Annotated in this window: 19 protein-coding genes; 7 read left to right on the top strand and 12 right to left on the bottom strand. The window is 63.1% G+C overall.

All coding sequences use genetic code 11. From position 1 onward, the window contains the following. The first annotated feature begins 6 nt into the window (after positions 1 to 6). The 6 genes from C8C89_RS06880 (at position 7) to panB (ending at position 5,324) form a co-directional block, all read left to right on the top strand. Positions 7 to 1,089, top strand: coding sequence for an AI-2E family transporter (locus tag C8C89_RS06880; protein ID WP_133989202.1), 1,083 nt, complete (start codon positions 7 to 9; stop codon positions 1,087 to 1,089). A gap of 76 nt (positions 1,090 to 1,165) precedes the next feature. Beyond that, a complete protein-coding gene (gene hda, locus C8C89_RS06875; RefSeq protein ID WP_034788687.1) occupies positions 1,166 to 1,834 on the top strand; it encodes a DnaA regulatory inactivator Hda in 669 nt (222 codons plus the stop codon). After that, complete coding sequence (locus C8C89_RS06870; RefSeq protein WP_070220747.1) at positions 1,834 to 2,505, top strand: HAD family hydrolase; 672 nt, start codon at positions 1,834 to 1,836, stop codon at positions 2,503 to 2,505. The genes hda and C8C89_RS06870 overlap by 1 nt, the downstream gene beginning before the upstream one ends. After that, positions 2,498 to 3,874 (top strand): polynucleotide adenylyltransferase PcnB, encoded by a 1,377-nt coding sequence (gene pcnB, locus C8C89_RS06865; protein WP_101482948.1) that lies wholly within the window; start codon positions 2,498 to 2,500, stop codon positions 3,872 to 3,874. Before C8C89_RS06870 ends, pcnB begins: the two co-directional genes overlap by 8 nt. Continuing rightward, positions 3,874 to 4,350: a 2-amino-4-hydroxy-6-hydroxymethyldihydropteridine diphosphokinase gene (gene folK, locus C8C89_RS06860; protein WP_133989201.1), complete on the top strand. Its 477-nt coding sequence runs from the start codon at positions 3,874 to 3,876 to the stop codon at positions 4,348 to 4,350. Before pcnB ends, folK begins: the two co-directional genes overlap by 1 nt. A gap of 98 nt (positions 4,351 to 4,448) precedes the next feature. After that, complete coding sequence (gene panB, locus C8C89_RS06855) at positions 4,449 to 5,324, top strand: 3-methyl-2-oxobutanoate hydroxymethyltransferase (protein ID WP_180338537.1); 876 nt, start codon at positions 4,449 to 4,451, stop codon at positions 5,322 to 5,324. A 14-nt stretch (positions 5,325 to 5,338) separates the two neighbouring features. Here panB and C8C89_RS06850 read toward each other — a convergent pair whose 3' ends face one another. From C8C89_RS06850 to C8C89_RS06810, 9 genes are all read right to left on the bottom strand, one after another. After that, positions 5,339 to 5,671, bottom strand: coding sequence for a helix-turn-helix domain-containing protein (locus C8C89_RS06850; protein ID WP_101482950.1), 333 nt, complete (start codon positions 5,669 to 5,671; stop codon positions 5,339 to 5,341). 1 nt (position 5,672) lies between these two features. Continuing rightward, positions 5,673 to 6,785: a HipA domain-containing protein gene (locus tag C8C89_RS06845; RefSeq protein ID WP_243857923.1), complete on the bottom strand. Its 1,113-nt coding sequence runs from the start codon at positions 6,783 to 6,785 to the stop codon at positions 5,673 to 5,675. A 354-nt stretch (positions 6,786 to 7,139) separates the two neighbouring features. Further along, positions 7,140 to 8,627 (bottom strand): aldehyde dehydrogenase, encoded by a 1,488-nt coding sequence (locus C8C89_RS06840; protein ID WP_133989200.1) that lies wholly within the window; start codon positions 8,625 to 8,627, stop codon positions 7,140 to 7,142. Between the two features lie 36 nt (positions 8,628 to 8,663). Then, positions 8,664 to 9,509 carry an ABC transporter permease subunit gene (locus C8C89_RS06835; RefSeq protein ID WP_133989199.1) on the bottom strand — a complete coding sequence of 282 codons (846 nt, stop codon included), beginning with the start codon at positions 9,507 to 9,509 and terminating at the stop codon, positions 8,664 to 8,666. Further along, the gene (locus C8C89_RS06830) at positions 9,506 to 10,435 is read right to left on the bottom strand and encodes an ABC transporter permease subunit (protein ID WP_101482954.1); all 930 of its coding nucleotides are present in this window, start codon (positions 10,433 to 10,435) and stop codon (positions 9,506 to 9,508) included. Before C8C89_RS06830 ends, C8C89_RS06835 begins: the two co-directional genes overlap by 4 nt. A gap of 7 nt (positions 10,436 to 10,442) precedes the next feature. Then, on the bottom strand, positions 10,443 to 11,591 hold the full coding sequence (gene potA, locus C8C89_RS06825; protein WP_133989198.1) for a polyamine ABC transporter ATP-binding protein: 1,149 nt from the start codon (positions 11,589 to 11,591) through the stop codon (positions 10,443 to 10,445). Positions 11,592 to 11,816: 225 nt separating this feature from the next. Continuing rightward, positions 11,817 to 13,277: an aspartate aminotransferase family protein gene (locus C8C89_RS06820; RefSeq protein ID WP_133989197.1), complete on the bottom strand. Its 1,461-nt coding sequence runs from the start codon at positions 13,275 to 13,277 to the stop codon at positions 11,817 to 11,819. An 11-nt stretch (positions 13,278 to 13,288) separates the two neighbouring features. After that, positions 13,289 to 14,659 carry a glutamine synthetase family protein gene (locus C8C89_RS06815; RefSeq protein WP_133989196.1) on the bottom strand — a complete coding sequence of 457 codons (1,371 nt, stop codon included), beginning with the start codon at positions 14,657 to 14,659 and terminating at the stop codon, positions 13,289 to 13,291. A gap of 69 nt (positions 14,660 to 14,728) precedes the next feature. Next, positions 14,729 to 15,496 (bottom strand): gamma-glutamyl-gamma-aminobutyrate hydrolase family protein, encoded by a 768-nt coding sequence (locus C8C89_RS06810; protein ID WP_133989195.1) that lies wholly within the window; start codon positions 15,494 to 15,496, stop codon positions 14,729 to 14,731. Between the two features lie 277 nt (positions 15,497 to 15,773). Between C8C89_RS06810 and C8C89_RS06805 the strand changes: the two genes are divergently transcribed. After that, complete coding sequence (locus C8C89_RS06805; RefSeq protein ID WP_101482958.1) at positions 15,774 to 16,919, top strand: MFS transporter; 1,146 nt, start codon at positions 15,774 to 15,776, stop codon at positions 16,917 to 16,919. A 6-nt stretch (positions 16,920 to 16,925) separates the two neighbouring features. Here the strand turns inward: C8C89_RS06805 and C8C89_RS27145 are convergent, their stop codons facing one another. From C8C89_RS27145 to C8C89_RS06790, 3 genes are read right to left on the bottom strand one after another with little or no spacing between them, the layout of a single operon-like run. Further along, positions 16,926 to 17,753, bottom strand: a complete 828-nt coding sequence (locus tag C8C89_RS27145; RefSeq protein ID WP_133989194.1) for a hypothetical protein — start codon at positions 17,751 to 17,753, stop codon at positions 16,926 to 16,928. Then, positions 17,750 to 18,316 (bottom strand): sigma-70 family RNA polymerase sigma factor, encoded by a 567-nt coding sequence (locus tag C8C89_RS06795; RefSeq protein ID WP_243857922.1) that lies wholly within the window; start codon positions 18,314 to 18,316, stop codon positions 17,750 to 17,752. Before C8C89_RS06795 ends, C8C89_RS27145 begins: the two co-directional genes overlap by 4 nt. Positions 18,317 to 18,365: 49 nt before the next feature. Then, complete coding sequence (locus C8C89_RS06790) at positions 18,366 to 20,270, bottom strand: beta-propeller domain-containing protein (protein ID WP_133989193.1); 1,905 nt, start codon at positions 20,268 to 20,270, stop codon at positions 18,366 to 18,368. Positions 20,271 to 20,315 lie beyond the last annotated feature (45 nt).

Here is a 20,315-nt window from a genome sequence, read left to right as displayed (position 1 = left end):
AACTACATGCCATTCGCCATCACCGCCGAACAGAAGCAAACAGCATTTTGGATCGCGGTCTGGCTGGCATTCTTGCTGCTGCTCGTCAGCCTGGGCCCCATCCTGACGCCCTTCCTGGCGGCCGCCATCCTCGCCTATGTGCTCAATCCGGGCGTGGACCGATTGCAACGCCTGCATTACAAGCGCTTTTACGTGCCCCGCCCGCTGGCCGTGCTGGTCGTCGTGGTGTTGTTTTTCCTCGCGATCACGGCGCTGGTGCTGATCGTCGTGCCCGTGTTGCAGAAGGAAATTCCCCTGCTGCAAGCGCAGATCCCGCAATTTCTGAACAAGGCGAACGACTTCCTGGCGCCAAAACTGCGCGACCTGGGTATCCGCGTGCGGCTCGACGGCACGGGCATCAAGCGCATGCTGAGCCAGCAGATGGCCACCAGCGGCGATGAAATCTGGAGCACCGTGCTGGCCTCGGCCCGCATCGGCGGCACGGCCGTGCTGGGCTGGCTGGCCACCGTCGTGCTCATTCCCGTGGTGCTGTTTTATTTGTTGCTGGACTGGCATCCGATGCTGGCGCGCATCGCTGGCGCCGTGCCGCGCCGCTGGGTGGGCCGCACCGTGGGCATGGCGCAGGAAGTCGACACCCTGCTGGCGCAATACCTGCGTGGCCAGTTGCTCGTCATGCTGGTGCTGGCGACGTATTACTCTGTGGCGCTGGCCATCGCCGGTTTTGAAGTCGCATTGCCTGTGGGCATTATTACGGGCTTGCTGGTGTTCATCCCCTACCTGGGCTTCGGCCTGGGGCTGATGCTGGCGCTGATCGCCGCCCTGCTGCAATTTGCCGACTGGAGCGGCGTGATCGCCGTCGCCGTCATCTATGGTTGCGGCCAGGTCATCGAGGGCTTTTTCCTTACGCCGCGCCTGGTGGGCGAGCGCATCGGTTTGAATCCGCTGGCCGTGATCTTCGCCCTATTAGCCTTCGGACAACTATTCGGTTTCGTCGGCGTTTTGCTCGCTTTGCCCGCTTCTGCCGTCCTGATGGTCGCTTTTAAGCATCTAAGACGCCACTACCTCTCCAGCAGCTTCTATAATACCTAGTAAAAGCGGATATCATATCAACCTAGCAATACCACGATGCACATGCAGTAATGAAAAACAGGACAAGGCGTACGCCATGAAACAACTGGTGCTCGATTTAGGCACAGACCAGGCGCACAGCCTCGATACCTTCGAGGTGGGACAGAATGCCGAAGTGGCGCAGCTGATGCGCCAGTTCGCCGCGCGTACCTCGCGCGAACATTTTGCCTACCTGTGGGGCGAACTGGCCGCTGGCAAGAGCCATCTGCTCAAGGCCCTGGCCAGCACCGAGCGCGCGCGCTATATTTCGCCGTTCTCGATCGAGTCCGAATTCGTGTATTCGCCTGACGTGGATTTGTACCTGCTCGACGACTGCGAAAAGCTCTCGCCGCTGGCGCAGATCGATGCCTTTGCCCTGTTCAATGAAATCCGCGCCAACAAAGCCTATATGGTGTGCAGCGGCGCAGTGCCGCCGGCCGTGCTGCCCGTGCGCGAAGACTTGCGCACCCGCATGGGCTGGGGCTTGATTTACCAGATCCACGGATTGACCGACGATGAAAAAATCGCCGCCCTGACCCAGGCGGCCACCACCCGCGGCTTGACCTTGTCGCCGGGCGTGTTACCCTATCTGCTGTCCCATTTCCGGCGCGACATGCGTTCGCTGTCGACGATGCTGGACTCTCTCGACCTCTACTCCCTTGAAACCCAACGCCCGATCACCTTGCCATTGTTGCGCGAGTTGCTGCAGGCGGAAGCGAAAGAATGATGAATCTGGCCCTGTTTGACCTCGACCACACCCTGCTGCCCATCGACTCGGATCACGAGTGGGGCGAATTCCTGGTACGCATCGGTGCCGTGGACGCCGCCGAATTCACCCGTCGCAACGACGAATTTTTCGCCCAGTACCAGGCCGGCACGCTGGATCCGGTGGAATACCTGGAATTCTCGCTCGGTACCCTGGCGCAGTTTCCGCGCGAACGCCTGGAAGCGCTGCACCGGCAATTCATGGCCGAAGTGGTCTTGCCCGCCATCCGCCCCGAAGTCGTGGCCCTGCTCAAGCAGCACCAGGACGCGGGCGATTTGCTGGCCATCGTCACGGCCACCAACCATTTCATCACCAAACCCATCGCCGATGCACTGGGCGTCGAGCATCTGCTGGCCGCCATGCCCGAATATGACGATGCAGGCAACGTCACGGGCAAGCTGCTGGGCACGCCAACTCTGGGCGCGGGCAAGCTGACCCACACCCACGCCTGGCTGGAAAAGATGGGCAAGGAACTGGGGCAGTTCGAGCGCAGCTATTTTTACAGCGATTCACACAATGATATTCCCTTGCTGTCGGTCGTTACCCACCCTGTAGCAACCAACCCCAACACCGCTTTGAGCGCACACGCATCCCTCCACGGCTGGCCATCACTCCACTTATTCAATGATTAAAAAATTCATCCGCAAGATCCTCGGCGTTAAAAAAGAGGCAGCGCGCGACACCACGGCACCCGTCGTGCTCGGTCCTGCGCAACACGGAATCGACCCGAAACTGGTGTCGTCGAATGCCATCCGCGTCACCAGCAGCCTGCAGGAAGCGGGCTTTGAAGCCTTTGTCGTCGGCGGCGCCGTGCGCGACCTGCTGCTGGGCGTGAAGCCGAAAGACTTCGACATCGCCACCAACGCCACGCCGGAACAGGTCAAGCGACTGTTCCGTCGCGCCTTCATCATCGGCAAGCGCTTCCAGATCGTGCACGTGATGTTCGGCCAGGATTTGCTGGAAGTGACGACCTTCCGCGGCGCCGGTGCCGATTCGGCGCCAAAGGATGAACATGGCCGCGTCCTGCGCGACAACACCTTCGGTCTGCAGCACGAAGATGCACTGCGCCGCGACTTCACCATCAACGCCATGTACTACAACCCGGCCACGCAGGAAGTGCTGGATTACCATGGCGGCGTGGAAGATATCCGCGCCCAGACCTTGCGCATGATCGGCAAGCCGGAAGAGCGCTACCGCGAAGACCCCGTGCGCATGCTGCGCGTGGTGCGCTTCGCCGCCAAACTGAAATTCACCATCGAGCCGCATACGGCCGCGCCGATTCCCATCATGGCACCGCTGATCAACAACGTGCCGGCGCCACGCGTGTTCGATGAGATGCTGAAACTCCTGATGAGCGGCCACGCGCTGGCCTGCCTGCAGCAACTGCGCAAGGAAGGCTTGCATCACGGCTTGCTGCCGTTGCTCGACGTAGTGCTGGAACAGCCGCTGGGCGCGAAATTCGTCACCCTGGCGCTGGACGCCACGGATCAACGCATCGCCGCCGGCAAGACCGTCTCGCCGGGCTTCCTGTTTGCCTCGCTGCTGTGGCACCAGGTGCTGGAAAAATGGACGGCCTACCGCGCCGCCGGCGAGTCGACCATCCCCGCGCTGCACCTGGCGGCCGACGACGTGCTCGATTCGCAAACGGAAAAACTGGCCCTGCAGCGCAAGATCGGCTCGGACATGCGCGACATCTGGTCGATGCAGCCCCGCTTCGAGCGCCGCGTCGGCAAGGCACCTTACAAATTGCTGGAGCACTTGCGCTTCCGTGCCGGCTACGACTTCCTGCTGCTGCGCTGCGCCTCGGGCGAGATCGACATGGACATCGGTGAATGGTGGACGGCCTTTTATGAAGGCGACGAGGAAACGCGCGAAGCCTTGCTGGTCAGCGCGAATGCGGCACCGGGCGCCGTCAAGAAGAAGCGCCCGCCACGCCGCAGCACGCGCAGCAAGACCGGCACGGGAGGCGGCTCGACCACCGGAAGCGGCAGCGACGAGTAATGGCAGTCATTGCCTACATCGGCATCGGTGCCAACCTGGGCGACGCGCGCGCGAATGTACAGGATGCGATCGCGCGCCTGGCACGCCTGCCTGGCGGCTCCCTGCTGGACGCCTCGGCCAGCTACCGCACGGCGCCCATAGCTTCCAGCGGTGACGACTACGTCAACGCTGTGGCGCGCATCACGACCACCCTGCCGGCAGAGGAACTGCTGCTGGCCCTGCACGCCATCGAGGCGGCGCACGGGCGCGAGCGGCCGTACCGTAACGCCCCGCGCACGCTGGACCTGGACTTGCTGCTGTACGGCGATGAACAGATCGCCAGCGCCACGCTGACGGTGCCCCATCCGCGCATCACCGAACGCGCCTTCGTGCTGGTGCCGCTGCTGGCTCTGGCGCCCGCCATCGTCGTACCAGGCCTCGGGCCGGCGCAGGACTACCTGGCAAGCGTCGCTGACCAGGCCATCAGCCAGCTCTGACCCGTTTCGCTCCCATCCTCTACAATGCCGCTCCTGCAGCGCGCCGCATAAAGTACTACACTAGCGGCGTCGTATCCCTTTCACTCTAGAGAATACCTATGTCCGCTTATTTGCAAGGAACAGATCTGGCCGCAAAAGACAAGGCCGCCACACCGGCGCCGGCGCCATCCAGGCCTGTCGCCAACAAGGCCGTGACCATCCATACGCTGGCCACGCTGCGCGCCGCCGGCGAAAAGATCACCATGCTGACCTGCTATGACGCCAGCTTCGCGTCGCTGATGGACCGCTGCGGCGTGGAGATCCTGCTGATCGGCGATTCGCTCGGCATGGTCTGCAACGGCCACAATTCCACCCTGCCCGTCACCGTGGCAGAACTGGCCTATCACACCGCTTCCGTGGCGCGCGGCGCCAAGTCGGCCATGATCATGTCCGACCTGCCGTTCGGCGCGTATGGCACGCCCGAAACAGCCTATGCCAACGCCGTCATCCTGATGCAGGCTGGTGCGCACATGATCAAGATCGAAGGCGGCGCCTGGCTGGCCGAGACCGTCCGTTTCCTCACGGAGCGCGGCATCCCCATCTGCGCCCACATCGGCCTGACACCGCAATCGGTGCACCAGCTGGGCGGCTACAAAGTGCAGGGCAAGAGCACGGAAAGCGCCGCAGAGCTGAAGAACGACGCGCTGGCGCTGCAAAACGCGGGCGCCGCCATCGTGCTGATGGAAGCCATGCCAACGCAGCTGGGCAAGGAAGTGACCGACATGCTGACGATACCCACCATCGGCATCGGCGCCGGTCCCGACTGCTCGGGCCAGGTACTCGTCATGCACGACATGCTGGGCGTGTTCCCAGGCCGCAAGGCGCGCTTCGTGCGCAACTTCATGGAAGGCGCGGCCAGCATCGACGACGCCGTCATCGGCTACGTCAAGGCCGTCAAGGATGGCAGCTTCCCGGCGCTGGAACACTGCTTCTGATCTTCTGATCTAGCCTATTGAGGCGATATCGCCCCGGTACTCGCCGGGGCGATTTTTTTTTCGCGCAGCGTTTCTGTCCGTACAAAGGCCACCTCAAGGCCAAAGAACTGGCCGATACGGTTCAACGTCTGAATAGTCGGATTACCCTTGCCGCTCTCGATCTCCTTGATGACCTTCGTGCTCACGCCCCGGTGCGTCGCAAACTCTGCCTGCGTCATGCGCGAGATGGCGCGCATTTCCTTGACGGCGTGCTGTAGCGTGACGGCTCCTGCCTCAATGGCGTCGTAAAGCACTGCCCTGCGCTGCCGCAACTCTTCCTTGTCAACGGTCTTTTTCGTACGCGCCATGTCAGTGCTCTCCCAATGCCTTGAGCTGTTCGATCTGCCCGGCAATATGTGGCCGGAGGAAAGCAATGATGTCATCATCCACTCCTGCCTCCTGCATATGCTGTTCCAGCGCAACCAGGTGCTGGGAAAATCCGTAGAGCGCAAGGCGGATCTGCTGGCGCTCCACATCCGGCATGCCAATCGTAGCCAGTATCGTCGTCCAGTCGTGCAGCTCGTTTTTGGTATCCGGGTGATACCAGCGCGCCGCGCGTGGTATCCCATCCGGGTCCAGGTACATCGGCGCAAAATCGAACAGCGGCGTGAGGCGCACCTCGGTACCAATTTGCTGCACCGCCGTATTGCGTGCGTGATTATCGGTATTGCGCATGGCCAGGTTCAAGATATCGCGTTTGAGAAATTCGATGGTTTCCGCAGTCTTGTCGCTGACGACGGCGCGCAGCGCCTGCAATAAGTCGAACTGGCTGGGCGTGGCTTCAAAGCCAACGATACCTGCCAGCGAAGCGGCGCTTTCCTGGTGCAGCCGCAGCACTTTTCCATCCCGGATGCGGCGGTCAAAACGGGGAATGAACAAGGTATCGTCCTGGTAGCGCAGCTGGCCTTCAGTGCGCAAGCCCACCGCGCGCGCCACAGTCATGTACGCGGCTTCATTTCTCAATACCTTGGCGTCGCTGGCGGTCTTTCCGCGCGGACGCTTGACGATGAAATGCGCAGCCGCGTACTGGTCCGCCAGGGCACTATCGGCATGCCAGAGACCGGCATGGTCGGTGGTCAGCAGATATTTCGGCGCCGCTCCTTGCACCCCCAGACTGCCGGCGGCCAGCATGCCATGCATCAGCATGCGCTCATTGAAGGCATCGCCGCGACCTATGATCTCGTCCAGTGAAAAGCCGGGCAGCGGCTTGCCCTTGTCGTGGCGATTCATATGTTGTGCGTAGTACTGCACGGCCTCGGCGATGCGCACGCGCCCGACGGGATTGAATGCGCCGGCACACGCCAGCGCAAAATCGGCAGCCGGACCATCGGCAAGTTGAAGCTGCCCAAGCAGATATGTCCGTCCGCTTCCCTGGGGAATCAGGTCAAAGATAAAGGCTGGCCATTGCGCCAGCTTCTGCATCTCTGCCGTGACGGGGAAACGCAGCGAGACAGGTCCACTCTCAAGCTTGAAGAAGGCATAATCGAGGTCATACTCGAACAGGGCAGCGGTACGTGGATTGCCGCCTGCAGGTTCAAGCAAAGTCAGCGATGCGCAATCGTGCCACGCATCATCATGAAAAATTTGAAAATGGCACTGCATGGCGACTCCACTGGATCTTATAGTAGCTAATTGTGTTCAGTTTATCCGTAAATTAGCACTTATACGATCCAAATTTTAGCAGGTGCAGCGCCATGAAAAATTTAATAGAACCTAAAAGAACTATTTTAAGTCGGCAACACCATTAATTAGCCCTTTTAAGTACCCTTATAAAAATTACCCCACCTGTATCCACGTCGTCTTCAGCTCCGTGTATTTGTCCAGCGCGTGCAGCGACTTGTCGCGCCCATTGCCCGACTGCTTGTAGCCGCCGAACGGCACGGTGATGTCGTCGCCGTCGTACTGGTTGACGTGCACGGTGCCCGCACGCAGGGCGCGCGCCGTCTGGATCGCCTTGGTGATATCCGACGTCCACACGGCCGCCTGCAAGCCATACGGCGTGGCATTCGCCTGTTTGATGGCATCGGCGATATCCGTAAAGCCCAGCACGGACAGCACAGGGCCGAAGATCTCTTCGCGCGCGATCGTCATGCCCGCGTCCACGCCGAAAATGGTCGGCTGCACATAGTAGCCGCCCGTCTCCGCGCGCACGGCGTCGCCGCCGCCGAGCAGCTGTGCGCCTTCGCTCTTGCCGGCCGCGATATAGCCCATGACAGTGCTCATCTGCGTGGCGTCGACGATGGCGCCCATGACGGTGGCTTCGTCGAGCGGGTCGCCGGGCTGGAAGCGGGGCAGCATGGCCAACGCCTTGGCCAGGAATTCTTCCTTGATCGACTCTTCCACGAACAAGCGCGAGGGCGCGTTGCAGCTTTCGCCCTGGTTGAAAAAGATGGAACCGACAGCCGCCGCCACGGCCTTGTCCAGGTCCAGGCAGTCGGCGCAAACGATGTTGGCGGACTTGCCGCCCAATTCCGTCCAGGCCCGTTTCAAATTCGACTGGCCCGCCATCTGCACGATCAACTTGCCCGTGCGCGTGGAACCCGTAAAGCCGATGCAATCGACATCCATGTGCAGCGCCAGCGCGGCGCCCGCCTCGTTGCCAAAGCCGGGCAGCACGTTGAAGACGCCAGCCGGCACGCCCGCCTGCAGCGCGATGTCTGCCAGGCGCAGAGCCGTCAATGGCGATTTTTCCGACGGTTTCAATATCACGCTGTTGCCGGCCGCGAGGGCCGGGGCGATTTTCCAGGCGGCCATGATCATCGGGTAATTCCACGGCACGATGGCGGCGACGACGCCCACCGGTTCGCGCGTGATCAGTGCCAGGCTGTTGGCGGGAGTCGGTGCGATTTCATCGTAGACCTTGTCGATCGCCTCGCCATACCAGCGCAGGCAGTTGGCCGTGGCGCCCACGTCCACGCTCTGGCTGTACTTGATCGGCTTACCCATGTCCAGGGTTTCCAGCAGGGCCAGCTCGGGGCCGTTCTGCTGCACCAGGTCGGCGAACTTGATCAGTATACGCTTGCGCTGCGCGGGGGACTTGCCTGCCCAGCGGCGGTCCTCAAAAGCAGCGCGGGCGGCCAGCACGGCCGCGTCCACGTCGGCGCTGTCGCAGCGGGCCACCTGCCCCAGGAGACGGCCATCGATGGGCGACAGATTGTCGAAGGTCTGGCCAGACCTGGCCCCCATCCGTTCGCCATTGATGAAGGCGCGTCCATCGATCATGAGCGCTGCCGCCCGTGCATGCCAACTGGTGTTTTCCGTCATGGTCGTCTCCCGCAAGGTGAAAACGCCAGCTTACTCCTAGTCTGCCAAATAGGCCGCAGACATCTGCTTGCGGCGCTGTCGGTCGGCGCGCGCCAGCATCACGGCGTACACGATCACGGCGATCGTCACGACGAGAATGGTCAGCGCGGCAATCGCATTGACGCGCGGATCGAGCCCCAGACGCGCACGCGAGAAGATCACCAGCGGCATCGTCGTCGAACCTGGGCCGGACAGGAAGGCCGTCAGCACCACATCGTCCAGCGACAGCGTGAACGTCAGCAGCCATGCCGAAGCCAGCGCCTGCGTGATGTTTGGCAGGGTAACGAGGAAGAAGACCTGATGCGCGCGGCACCCCAGGTCCATGGCCGCTTCGGCCAGGGATTTACTCATTTCCTGCAGGCGCGACTGCACCACCACGGCTGCATACGCCATGCCCAGCAGGGTGTGACCGAGCCAGATCGTCAGCACGCCCCGCTCGGGGAAACCGAAGACTTTTTGCATGGACACCAGCATCAGCAGCAAGGACAGGCCGATGATCACTTCCGGCATCACCAGCGGCGCGCTGACCATGGACGAGAACAAGGTACGGCCACGGAAGCGCTGGTAGCTGTTCAAGGCGAAGGCGGCGAAGGTACCCAGTATGACGGACGAGGTGGCCGACATGAAGGCGATCTTCAGCGACAAGCCAAAACCCGAGATGATTTCCGTATCACTCATCAACTCGCTGTACCAGCGCAGCGAAAAGCCGCTCCACACCATGTCCTGGCGCGAGCTGTTAAAAGAGAAGACGATCAGTACGATGATGGGCAGGTAGAGGAACAGATAGCCGAGCGAGAGCCAGCCGCGCCCGAACCAGCGCTGTAAAAAGGTGCGTCCGTTCATGCTTGTCCCTCCGCGCCTTGATCGGTCTTGTATTTGTTAAAAATGGCCATCGGCACGAGGATCAGCAAGACCACCAGCACCGTCACCGACGAAGCCATGGCCCAGTCGTTATTCGTGAAGTATTCATCCCACAGCACACGGCCGATCATCAACGTTTCCGGGCCGCCCAGCAGCTCAGGAATCACGTATTCGCCCACGGACGGAATGAATACCAGCATGGCGCCGGCGATGATGCCCGACTTCGACAGCGGCACCGTGATGCGCCAGAACGCCTGCAGGGGCGTGGCGCCCAGATCGGCCGCCGCTTCCAGATAGCGCATGTCCATTTTGACCAGGTTGGCGTACAGTGGCAGGATCATGAATGGCAGGTAGGCGTACACCATGCCGACCACCAAGGAGAACGAAGTGTTCATCATGTGCAGCGGTTCGCTGATGACGCCCAGCGCGATCAGCAGGTCGTTGAGCAAGCCGTGGTTGGCCAGGATACCCTTCCAGGCATACACGCGCAGCAGGAACGAGGTCCAGAACGGCAGCATCACCAGCATCATCAGCACAGGGCGGATCGATGGCCTGGCGCGCGCCATGAAGTAGGCGAACGGGTAGCCGATAAACAGGCAGATGGCGGTGGTGATCGCCGCATATTTCAGGGAGCTGAGATAGGTAAGCAGATACAGTTCATCGGCGGCGATGAACAGGTAGTTGGCGATTTTGACCTTCAGCACGACGATGCCGTCGACGTACGACAGCAGACCGCCGAACGGACTGCCTGCCGTGTCCATGTCGGACAGGCTGATGCGCAGCACGATCAGGAAAGGCACCAGGAAAGCGGCCGTCAGGAACAGCGACGGCACGGCGATAACGGCGTTGCGGCCCGTCAGCCAGCGCAAGGTAACGAAGTGGCGCAGCGATTGCAGGAGGGACGTCATGATGGCCTCAGCTGGTCAGCACGACGATGTCGGCGCCATCCCACCACACCCACACGCGCTGCTCGCGCTCGAGGCGCGAGACGTCGTGGCGGGCCGCGTTGGTGCGCGAGACTTTCACCACCGTGCCGCTGTCGAGACGCACATGGTAGCTGGTTTCATTGCCAAAATACGCCATGGCGACGATCACGCCCTGGGCGCAGTTGTAGCCGTGTTCCGCGGGCGACGCGCGCTCTTCCAAGGCAGGTGGCTCGATCTGGATACCGATTTTCTCGGGGCGCACGGCCACCGAGACATCCATGCCCAGGTTGCCCGTGATGCCGTGCGAGACATAGTGCTCGCCATCGGGCGTGGCGATCACCACGTGATCCGGTTCGTCCTGCGTGATGCTGCCGTCGAACAGGTTGACGCTGCCAATGAAGTCGGCCACGAAACGGCAGTTCGGCGTTTCGTAGATTTCACCCGGTGCGCCCACCTGCAGTATGCGCCCTTCGCTCATGACGGCGATGCGCGTGGCCATGCTCATGGCTTCATCCTGGTCGTGCGTGACCATCACGCAGGTGACGCCCACCTGCTCGATGATGTTGACCAGTTCCATCTGCGTGCGCTCGCGCAGTTTCTTGTCGAGCGCGCCCAGCGGCTCGTCGAGCAGCAGCAATTGCGGACGCTTGGCCAGGCTGCGCGCCAGCGCCACGCGCTGCTGCTGGCCGCCCGACAGCTGGTGCGGCTTGCGCTTCGCGTATTGGCCCAGTTGCACCAGCGCCAGCATCTGCTCGACACGCGCCGCCACTTCCGCTTTCGGCAAGCCGTCCCGGCGCAGGCCGAAGGCGATGTTATCCCACACGGACAGGTGGGGGAACAGCGCGTACGACTGGAACATCATGTTGATGGGCCGCTGGTGCGGCGGCACATCGACAATGCTGTTGCCCGCCAGGGCGATGCGCCCCGAGGTCGGCGTCTCGAAACCGGCCAGCATGCGCAGCAGGGTCGACTTGCCGCAACCGGAACTGCCCAGCAGGGCGAAAATCTCGCCCTTGTTGATCGTCACGGAAATATCATTGACGGCGCGCACGCCATCGAATTCCTTGACCAGTTGATCAATCAGCAAGAAAGGCGCTTGGGCGTCGCTGGCCGACGCGGCAGGTGTTGCTATCGTCATGTGTGGTTAGCTTCTGGGTAAGAGGGTGTCAAAATGAAAAACTGGCCGCTGTAGTAGCGGCCAAGATGGAAGTTTAGCGGAACTCACCCGCATGTGCTGTGAAAAATGTGAATTCTGTGGCGCATTCAGCAGAAATCCGGGGTCAGTCGCTTCGCGATCGGAATACGTCCCACTGGGACGTATTCCCCCGGCGGGTCTGACCCCGGTATTTAAGCCAGCTCAGAGCTAAACCCAGCCCTTCGCCTGCACGTCCGCATAGGTCTTGTCCAGACACAGGCGTATCAAGCCCACCATTTCATCGATCTGCGCGCGCGTCATCACCAGGGGCGGAGCGACGATCATGCGCTCGCCCACGGCGCGCATGATGACGCCGTTGTCGAACATGTGGCCGCGGCAGAGCATGCCGACGCCCTGGTCCTCGTCAAACAACACGTTTTCATGCACGGTGGCCCCCTTCTTGCGCACCAGGTTCAGGCCCGCGACCAGGCCGCAGCTGTCTGCGTAGCCGACCAGCGGATGTTCTCCCAGGCGAGCAAAGCACTGCTTCAGGTAAGGCCCCGTATCATCAGCCACCTTGGCCACCAGTTGCTCTTCCTCGATGATGCGGATGTTTTCCAGCGCCGCCGCGCAAGCGACGGGGTGGCCCGAATAGGTAAAGCCGTGCGTGAATTCGCCGCCCTGCTCGATCAGCACCTTGGCCACCCTGTCGCCCACCAGCACGCCGCCCAATGGCACGTAGCCCGAGGTGACGCCCTTGGCAAATGTGATCAGGTCAGGCTTGATGCCGAACAGTTCGGAGCCGAACCAGCGCCCCAGGCGACCGAAGCCGCAGATGACTTCATCGGCGATCAGCAGGATGCCGTACTTGTCGCAGATGCGCTGTACTTCTGGCCAGTAAGTGCTTGGCGGGATGATGACGCCGCCGGCACCCTGCACCGGCTCGCCGATGAAGGCGGCCACCTTGTCGGCGCCGATTTCCAGGATTTTGTCTTCCAGCCAGCCCGCCGCTTTCACACCGAATTCCTCGGGGCTCATACCGTGGCCAGCTTCCAGGTAATTCGGCTGGCCGATATGCGCAATGCCCGGTATCGGCAAGCCCCCCTGCGCGTGCATGCCATCCATGCCGCCCAGTGATGCCCCCGCCACCGTGCTGCCGTGATACGCGTTGTGGCGGCTGATGATGGTATGTCTCTCCTTGTAGCCGAGGAGATCCCAGTAGCGGCGCACCATGCGCAGGTTCGTGTCGTTGCCCTCCGAGCCGGAACTGGTGAAGAACACATGCTGGAATTGCGGCGGCGAGATTTGCGCCAGCTTGGCGGCCAGCTGCGCGGCCGGCACGTTCGTCGTGCCAAAGAAGCTGTTATAGAAGGGCAGCGTCTCCATCTGCCGGTATACGGCTTGCGAGATCGACGTACGGCCATAGCCTACGTTGACACACCACAGGCCCGACATGCCATCGACGATTTTCTTGCCCTGGCTATCCCACAGGTAGACGCCATCGCCGCGCACCATCACCCTGGCGCCTTTCGATGCCAGGTCCTGGAAATCGGTAAACGGATGCAGGTAGTGGGCCGAGTCCATGTGCTGGATGGCGGCCGTGTCATACACCTGCGGCGCCACGTTTTTCTGCGCTACAGAGGCAACCAGCGCGGCGCTGGGCGCCAGCGGATTGTTTGTTGTGCTCATGCGTGCTCCTTTTAAACGTGCAATAACAGGTGTTCGCGCTCCCACGGGCTGATGACCGTCATGAATTCCTGGTGTTCCAGGTCCTTGATGGCCGCATACACGTCGATGAAGCGCTCTCCCAGCACCGTGCGCAGCTTGTCTTCCGTGCGCAGCAACTGCAGGGCCTCGGGCAAGCCTTGCGGCAGTTCAAACTTCATGTCGTAGGCGCTGCCCACCATCATCGGCGTCGCTTCCAGCTGCTCCGTCATGCCGAGATAGCCGCAGGCCAGCGTCACGGCCAGCGCCAGGTAGGGATTCGCGTCGGCCCCGATGATGCGGTTTTCCACGCGGCGGTCCTGCACGCCCGATTCGGGCACGCGGAAACCCACCGTGCGGTTGTCCAGGCCCCACTGGATGTTGATCGGCGCGGCAGTGTGGCGCACGATGCGGCGGTAGGAATTCACATACGGCGCAACGATGGCCATGGCCGAAGGCATGTAGCGCTGCAGGCCCGCGATGTAATGTTTGAAGATGGGCGCGGCCGAACCGTCCTCGTTGCTGAAGATATTCAGGCCAGTCTTGGCATCGACGACGCTTTGGTGCACATGCATGGCAGAGCCCGGTTCACCCGCCATGGGCTTGGCCATGAAGGTGGCGTACATATCGTGTTTCAGGGCCGCTTCGCGCAGGGTGCGCTTGAAAAAGAAGACCTTGTCTGCCAGGCCCAAAGGGTCGCCATGCAGGAAGTTGATTTCCATCTGTCCGGCGCCGATTTCGTGGATCAGGGTGTCGACGTCAAGGTTCATCAGTTCGCAATAATCGTAGATATCCTCGAACAGGGGATCAAACTCGTTGACGGCGTCGATGCTGTACACCTGGCGGCTGGTTTCGGCACGGCCGCTGCGCCCGATGGGCGGTTTCAATGGCAAGTCCGGGTCCGTGTTTTTCGCCGTCAGGTAGAACTCCAGCTCCGGCGCCACCACAGGCCTCCAGCCCTTGTCCGCATACAGTTTCAGCACGCGCCGCAGCACAGAGCGGGGCGCAAAATCGACCAGCATGCCGTCGGTAAAATAGCAGTCGTGGATGACTTGCGCGGTGGGATCCGTAGCCCAGGGCACCATGGTGATGGTGGTGGGATCGGCTTTTAAAATCATGTCGCGGTCGGTGCTGGATATGGCGCGGTCGTAGCCGCCATCGTCGACCGGGTAATTGCCCGTGACGGTCATGCCCAGCACCGCCTCCGGGATGCGCATGCCGCGCTCCTGGGTGAATTTCCCGCGCGGCAGGATCTTCCCGCGCGCCACCCCCGTCAAGTCGGGCACCAGGCATTCGATTTCCGTGACGCGCTTTTCATTGAGCCACAAATCCATATCCGTATAGGTAAAATTTTCGCGTATTGCCATGTTTCCCTCTCGCTGGTCTTGATCAAACGCCGCGCAGTGCTGGTGCGGCGCGCCTGTCATCCTTGCCTGTCATTCTTTCTTTCTGTGCTGCTGTTCCTGGTAATCGCGGCACGCCTGGCCGAAGGCGCCAAAGAGCAGCATCGACTGCGGATGGTCTTCCACCTGCCATTCCGGGTGCCATTGCACGGCCAGCGTAAAACCGGCGGCGCTGGCTACCGTATAGGCTTCCACCAGGCCGTCGTCGGCCAAGGCTTCCACCAGCAAGCCATCGGCCAGCCGGGCAATGCCCTGGCCATGCAGGGAGTTGACCATCATCTCGCTCTCGCCGCCCAGCAGCCGTGACAGCAGGCCGTCCGGCATCAACTTGATGCGGTGCGCGGGCGCGTACTGGCGCGCCAGGGGATCGAGCACGTTCTCGCGGTGGTCGAGCATGCCCGGCACCGCATGCACGGCCTGGTGCAGGCTGCCGCCCAGGGCCACGTTGACTTCCTGGAAGCCGCGGCAAATGGCGAACAGGGGGAGCTGGCGCGCCAGCGCGGTGCGGATCAAGGGCAAGGTGGTGGCGTCGCGTGCGAGGTCTTGCGGCAGATCGGGATGGAGAATCTCTTCGCCATACAGGCGGGCGTCGACGTTCGAGGCGGAACCGGTCAGCATGACGCCATCGGCAATCTGCAGCGCCGCTTCCAGGTCCGCATCCGCGCCCAGGGCGGGCAGCAAAAGCGGCATGCAGCCGGCACCGTGCAGCACGGCATGCAGGTATTTGTCCTGCGCCATGTGCCAGGCGTGACTGCCCAACTGGCGCTGGCAGGCGGGAACGAGAACGATGGGACGGCGCATAGAGTGCTACCTCGCTGGCGTGACGATCCAATGACAGCGCCATGACAGCGCTGCCGCTCGCTACACTGTACAGCAGAGCCGCTAGAAACGGCCACACGTGGCCAACGGCGGCACACATCGCCTACACTACGGCTTTGCAATTTTGCTTTTGTTCAAATCATCATATGCCCGTCTGGCGCCAAACACCAGCGCCTGCGGCAAAGTTCCCTTACTTCCCCATGCATCCACACCGTTTTCCAGCCATCCCGACCACCTTTTCCTCCCTGTGGGGGCAGCCATGAAGCACATCCCGTGGCGCGACTTCTTCGCCCTCGTGGTCAGTATCGGCGTAGTCGGCCTGGGCCTGGGCGCGACCATGCCGTTGACGGCGCTGACCCTGCACCAGCGCGGCGTGGGTACGGACATCATCGGCATGATCACGGCCGTCAGCGCGCTCGGCATCCTGGCCGCCTCGCCATTCGTCTCCGGCTGGGTGGGGCGCTTCGGCGCGCGCGCCACCATGCTGGGCGCCGTCTGGGCGGCATCGCTGGCGACGATCGCCATGCAGTTCACCGACCACCTGCTGGCGTGGAGCGTGCTGCGCTTCCTGTTCGGCGGCGCCATGGGCGTGCTGTTTACCATCGGCGAAGCGTGGGTCAACCGCCTGGCACCCGATAATTCGCGGGGACGCGTGGTGGCCATGTACACCACCAGCTTTACCTTTTTCCAGCTGATCGGCCCCGCCCTGGTGGCCCTGTTCAACGACAAGATCAGCTGGAGCTTCGCCGCCTGCGGCCTGCTGTTTTTGCTGGCCGTGCCGGGCCTGATGCTGATCTCGAACAGCGGCCCGGAGCGCGAGCCGGAGGAACAGGGCGTGAAGTGGACCTTGATCTTGCCGCGCATGCCGATGATCGTGCTGGGCGCGGCCTTCTTTGCCCTGTTCGACACCCTGGCATTGAGCCTGTTGCCCTTGTACGCGATGGAGCACGGCATCGGCACCGACCTGGCCCTGCTGTCGGCCACCGTGGTGCTGGTGGGCGACACGGGCCTGCAATTCGCACTGGGATGGATGGCCGACCGCTTCGGCCGCGCCAAAGTCCACGCGGCCTGCGGCGTGGCTGTCTGCCTGCTGCTGCCGCTGCTGCCGTTCGCCGTCGGCACGCCGTGGCTGTGGTGGACCTTGCTACTATTGCTGGGCGCAGCGGCAGGCGGCATCTACATGCTGGCGCTGGTGGCCTGCGGCGAGCGTTTTACGGGCCTGTCGCTGACCAGCGCCAGCGCCATCGTCAACGCCACCTGGGGCGTGACCAGCGGCGGCGGCCCCCTGCTGACGGGGGTCCTGATGCAATCGGTGGGCGTCAACGCCCTGCCGGCCGTGATGTGGGTGTGCGCCGCCATTTTCGTGGGCAGCGCCGTGTGGGAGCGCAGGAAGGGCATCGTGTAGCTTGCGCTACGGCTTCGTTTTCTCCAGCCGCTGCCGCAATTCATCGGCCACCGGATAGTCGGGATAGGCCTGCCGAAACGCCACCCATTCCTCCTGCGCCAGGGCGCCTTCGCCCACTTTCAACAAGGCGTCGATCTTCACCAGCCATACGGAAGCGTCGAGCCTGGCCGGTGGCGGCAGCGGCGCCGACTTTGCCGCGACAGGAGCGGGCATGGCCATCGCGCGCTGTACCGGCACCTGGCGCTGCAGGCTGGACTCGGCCTGCATGGCGGCTTGCTGCTCCATTGCCCGCTGCATGTCCGTGGCTGGCGGCGGTGGCGGCGCCAGTTCAGGCAGCGGCGCCGGCTTGGCTGCCGCCATGGCGCGCGGTGCTGGTGCTGGTGCTGGTGCTGGTGCTGGTGCTGGTGCTGGTGCTGGTGCTGGCGTCGGCGTCGGCGCTGACGCCAGCACCGGCGCCGTGGAGACGGCAGCCTGCGGCACTGGCGCCGCAACCGGCATCACCTCCTGCGTGACCGGTTCCCCGACCACGGGAAATTGCGCCGGCTTCGAGCCGAACCAGTCCACGCCGATCAGGTTCACCGTCAGCAGCACGGCCGCGGCCAGCCCCAGCGGCACGCGCCAGCGCTGCAGGTAGTCCGGGGATTTCTTGGTGGGCAAGTTGCGCAGCACGCCATCGGCGCTGTCGTTCGCCGCCGGCTTGTGCAGGGCCTTTTCCGCATCCGCCAAAATGGCCGCATCGAGCGCGCTGGAAGGCGCGGGCTGCGGCAAACTGGCCAGCAGCGCGTTCAATTCTTCGTCGTGATGATCTTGATGATCTGTATCGTGCGTATTCATGCCTGTCCTCCCGCGCCAGCGGCGCTATCCAAGCCCGTGCGCAATTTCTGCATGGCGTAGCGCAGCCGGCTCTTGACGGTTTCCGCTTCCGCTCCCGTCACCACGGCGATATCCTGGATGCTCATGCCGCTGAACTGCTGCAGCACCAGCGCTTCCCTTTGTTCCACGGGCAGCGCGGCGATGGCAGCATGCAGCAGCGCGTGCTGCTGTTTCTGCTCCAGCGATTGCTGCGGCGATGCGCCCTCGTCGGCCGACTCGCCTGCTTCCCCTTGTTCCTGCCCTTCCCGCTGGCGCAGGAGGTCAATCAGGCGGTTGCGCGCGATCTGGTACAGATAGGTGCGGAACGCCGCCTGCGGCTGGTAGCCCGTGCGCGCCGCGTGCAGGCTGGCCCACGCATCCTGCACGATCTCGTCGACCCAGGCGCGACGCGGCGCACGCCAGGCCACGAAGCGGTACAGTCCCTGGCTATGGCGCCGGTACAATTCGCGAAACGACGGCAGGTCGCCGGCGCCGTAGCGCAGCATCAGCTCTTCATCCGTCGCGGTCAGTAAAGTGTCGGGCATGCGGACCAGTGTAGCCGAACTACGCGGCAGCGACAATTCCCCTGCGCCTTCAGCGTGCAGTGGACGCAATGGGCGCATAGCTGATGCGGCGCACTTCGCGGATCTGTCCGTCCTTGAGCACCCCTTCCACCAACTCATAGCCGAGCAAGGCGAAGACCCGGCCCTGCAGGAACAGGGGCCGCGCATTGCCATACCAGTCCACGCAGGAAGCGCGGCAGCCGTCGTCCGCCGCCGATAACTGGCCCGGCCGCGCCGCCAGCGCGCCCAGCTCCGTCAACTGCAAGCCGCTGTTACGCAGATAGAGAACGGATGCGGCTGACTTGTTGAGGCCAGGCCGCTCGTCCGCGCCCAGGATGGGCAGCCCGATCATGCCCTCGCTGGCCGTTTGTGGCTTGTAGAAAAAGCCGTGGCTGCGCGACTCGCCCTGCGCCGCATCGGCGCGGATGTAGCGCGTGGCAATCGCCGCCTGCGCCCCCAGGCGGATGCTGCTGAAGTGCAGATCCCTGCCCTGCGCGCCGATCACCACGGCGTCATTGCCCAGCGCCTCGATGCGCTCCACGCCGTGCGGCAGGGACAAGGCTTGCACGCTGCCCGCATCGGCCCAGCGCACGGCATACAGGGGCTGGCGCGGCCAGGCCTGGTCCGCCTGCCGCCAGCCGCCATTGCCCGGATTGCCGTACAACAGATACGGCCCCACATAGCGGTTCTGCAGACCGTAGCCGCCACCACCTGGCAACGGCTTGTAGCTGCTGGCGGGCGCACTGTCGCGGCCATCGGAAAACGACGTCAATGGCACGCGCAGCAAGGCCATGTCGCCACGGCCCCGCGCGCCGTCCCACATGGCGTCGCCCTGCCCTTCGGCGCGCAGCAGGACGTTCAGGTGGCCGTCAACGCTTTCCAGGAACGAGAACTGGTCGACGGGCGCGCCCGCCACCTTCAGGGCGCTGGGCGCCGAACCATCGAGGGGAATGCGGAACACGCCCGAGTCGCGGCCCCGCCGCGTGGCCCACACGAAAACGGACTCGCCCGACACATAAAACACGCGGCCCTGCGGCCCCATCACGGCGGTCGCTTCGCAGCGCATGTCGCGCTGCGCCAGGTCGCACACGGTGACCGTATGCAGGGTCAGGCCGGCGCCCGCTTCGGGCTCTTCATCGGTGCGGTAAATGCGCGTGGCCGGAGCGATGCGCTTGAAGTCGGATGGCACGGCGTCAGGGCGCCAGCGGCGCAGCGCGGGGAAGCCGCCAAAGGGGTCGCCCCGACGCAGGTTCAGCGACAGGGGCGAATAGAACACCAGTTTGCTGTCGACCAGGCGGCTGGCGTAATTGCGCGAGGAATAATAATCGTTGGAACGCAAGTGATACGTGGCGCGGTAGGCCAGCTTGCCGTCTGCCGCAATGTCGAACAGGCCGATCTCCGTGCCGCCGCGGCTGTAGCTGTAGCCGATGACCACCACCGTGTCGCCATCGATCAGCATCTCGTCATACCAGCTGCCGGACGGGTCGCTACCCGGCGCGAACGCATCGAGCGAGGACACCGGCTGCAGAGCATTTCCACCCACCTGCACGGTGAACAGCTTGCCGCGCCGCAGCATCACCAGGTGCTTGCCATGCAGCTTGACGATGCCGCCTTCGTCCACGCCCGCCGTCTGCACATTGGTGACGGATTCCGCCGCTTCTGCCGATGTTGCCGGCGCGGCTTTCGCCATCATCGGCGCAGCAGGGGCCGGAGGCGCCGCCGTGTACTGCGCCGAATACTGCGCCGTGGCCCGCTGCAGTTTCTGCTGCTCCCTTTGCAGGGCCGCCTGACGCGTTTGCAACTGCTGCAGATAGTCGCTCAAGGCCTGCTCGCTGGCAAACGGCGCCAGGGTCTTGCGCGGCGCCGTGCCGGCGGCGTGGCAGCCTGCCGACAAGAGCAGGGACAGTATCAATGTGAACTTGAGGGCGCTGGACATCGCTTCTTCTCCGGTTGGCTGGGGTGACAACCATGAAACGCAGCG

The organism is Janthinobacterium sp. 75 (assembly GCF_004365495.1).
Taxonomy (GTDB): domain Bacteria; phylum Pseudomonadota; class Gammaproteobacteria; order Burkholderiales; family Burkholderiaceae_D; genus Janthinobacterium.
Note: the sequence above shows the minus strand (reverse complement) of the source record. Positions and strands in the feature narration are given on the sequence as shown.

Bases quoted from the DNA above. Each gene is read 5' to 3' on its own strand.
- C8C89_RS06880 (WP_133989202.1), top strand. From the start codon at position 7: ATGCCATTCGCCATCACCGCCGAACAGAAGCAAACAGCATTTTGGATC.
- hda (WP_034788687.1), top strand. From the start codon at position 1,166: ATGAAACAACTGGTGCTCGATTTAGGCACAGACCAGGCGCACAGCCTC.
- C8C89_RS06870 (WP_070220747.1), top strand. From the start codon at position 1,834: ATGAATCTGGCCCTGTTTGACCTCGACCACACCCTGCTGCCCATCGAC.
- pcnB (WP_101482948.1), top strand. From the start codon at position 2,498: ATGATTAAAAAATTCATCCGCAAGATCCTCGGCGTTAAAAAAGAGGCA.
- folK (WP_133989201.1), top strand. From the start codon at position 3,874: ATGGCAGTCATTGCCTACATCGGCATCGGTGCCAACCTGGGCGACGCG.
- panB (WP_180338537.1), top strand. From the start codon at position 4,449: ATGTCCGCTTATTTGCAAGGAACAGATCTGGCCGCAAAAGACAAGGCC.
- C8C89_RS06850 (WP_101482950.1), bottom strand. From the start codon at position 5,671: ATGGCGCGTACGAAAAAGACCGTTGACAAGGAAGAGTTGCGGCAGCGC.
- C8C89_RS06845 (WP_243857923.1), bottom strand. From the start codon at position 6,785: ATGCAGAAGCTGGCGCAATGGCCAGCCTTTATCTTTGACCTGATTCCC.
- C8C89_RS06840 (WP_133989200.1), bottom strand. From the start codon at position 8,627: ATGACGGAAAACACCAGTTGGCATGCACGGGCGGCAGCGCTCATGATC.
- C8C89_RS06835 (WP_133989199.1), bottom strand. From the start codon at position 9,509: ATGAACGGACGCACCTTTTTACAGCGCTGGTTCGGGCGCGGCTGGCTC.
- C8C89_RS06830 (WP_101482954.1), bottom strand. From the start codon at position 10,435: ATGACGTCCCTCCTGCAATCGCTGCGCCACTTCGTTACCTTGCGCTGG.
- potA (WP_133989198.1), bottom strand. From the start codon at position 11,591: ATGACGATAGCAACACCTGCCGCGTCGGCCAGCGACGCCCAAGCGCCT.
- C8C89_RS06820 (WP_133989197.1), bottom strand. From the start codon at position 13,277: ATGAGCACAACAAACAATCCGCTGGCGCCCAGCGCCGCGCTGGTTGCC.
- C8C89_RS06815 (WP_133989196.1), bottom strand. From the start codon at position 14,659: ATGGCAATACGCGAAAATTTTACCTATACGGATATGGATTTGTGGCTC.
- C8C89_RS06810 (WP_133989195.1), bottom strand. From the start codon at position 15,496: ATGCGCCGTCCCATCGTTCTCGTTCCCGCCTGCCAGCGCCAGTTGGGC.
- C8C89_RS06805 (WP_101482958.1), top strand. From the start codon at position 15,774: ATGAAGCACATCCCGTGGCGCGACTTCTTCGCCCTCGTGGTCAGTATC.
- C8C89_RS27145 (WP_133989194.1), bottom strand. From the start codon at position 17,753: ATGAATACGCACGATACAGATCATCAAGATCATCACGACGAAGAATTG.
- C8C89_RS06795 (WP_243857922.1), bottom strand. From the start codon at position 18,316: ATGCCCGACACTTTACTGACCGCGACGGATGAAGAGCTGATGCTGCGC.
- C8C89_RS06790 (WP_133989193.1), bottom strand. From the start codon at position 20,270: ATGTCCAGCGCCCTCAAGTTCACATTGATACTGTCCCTGCTCTTGTCG.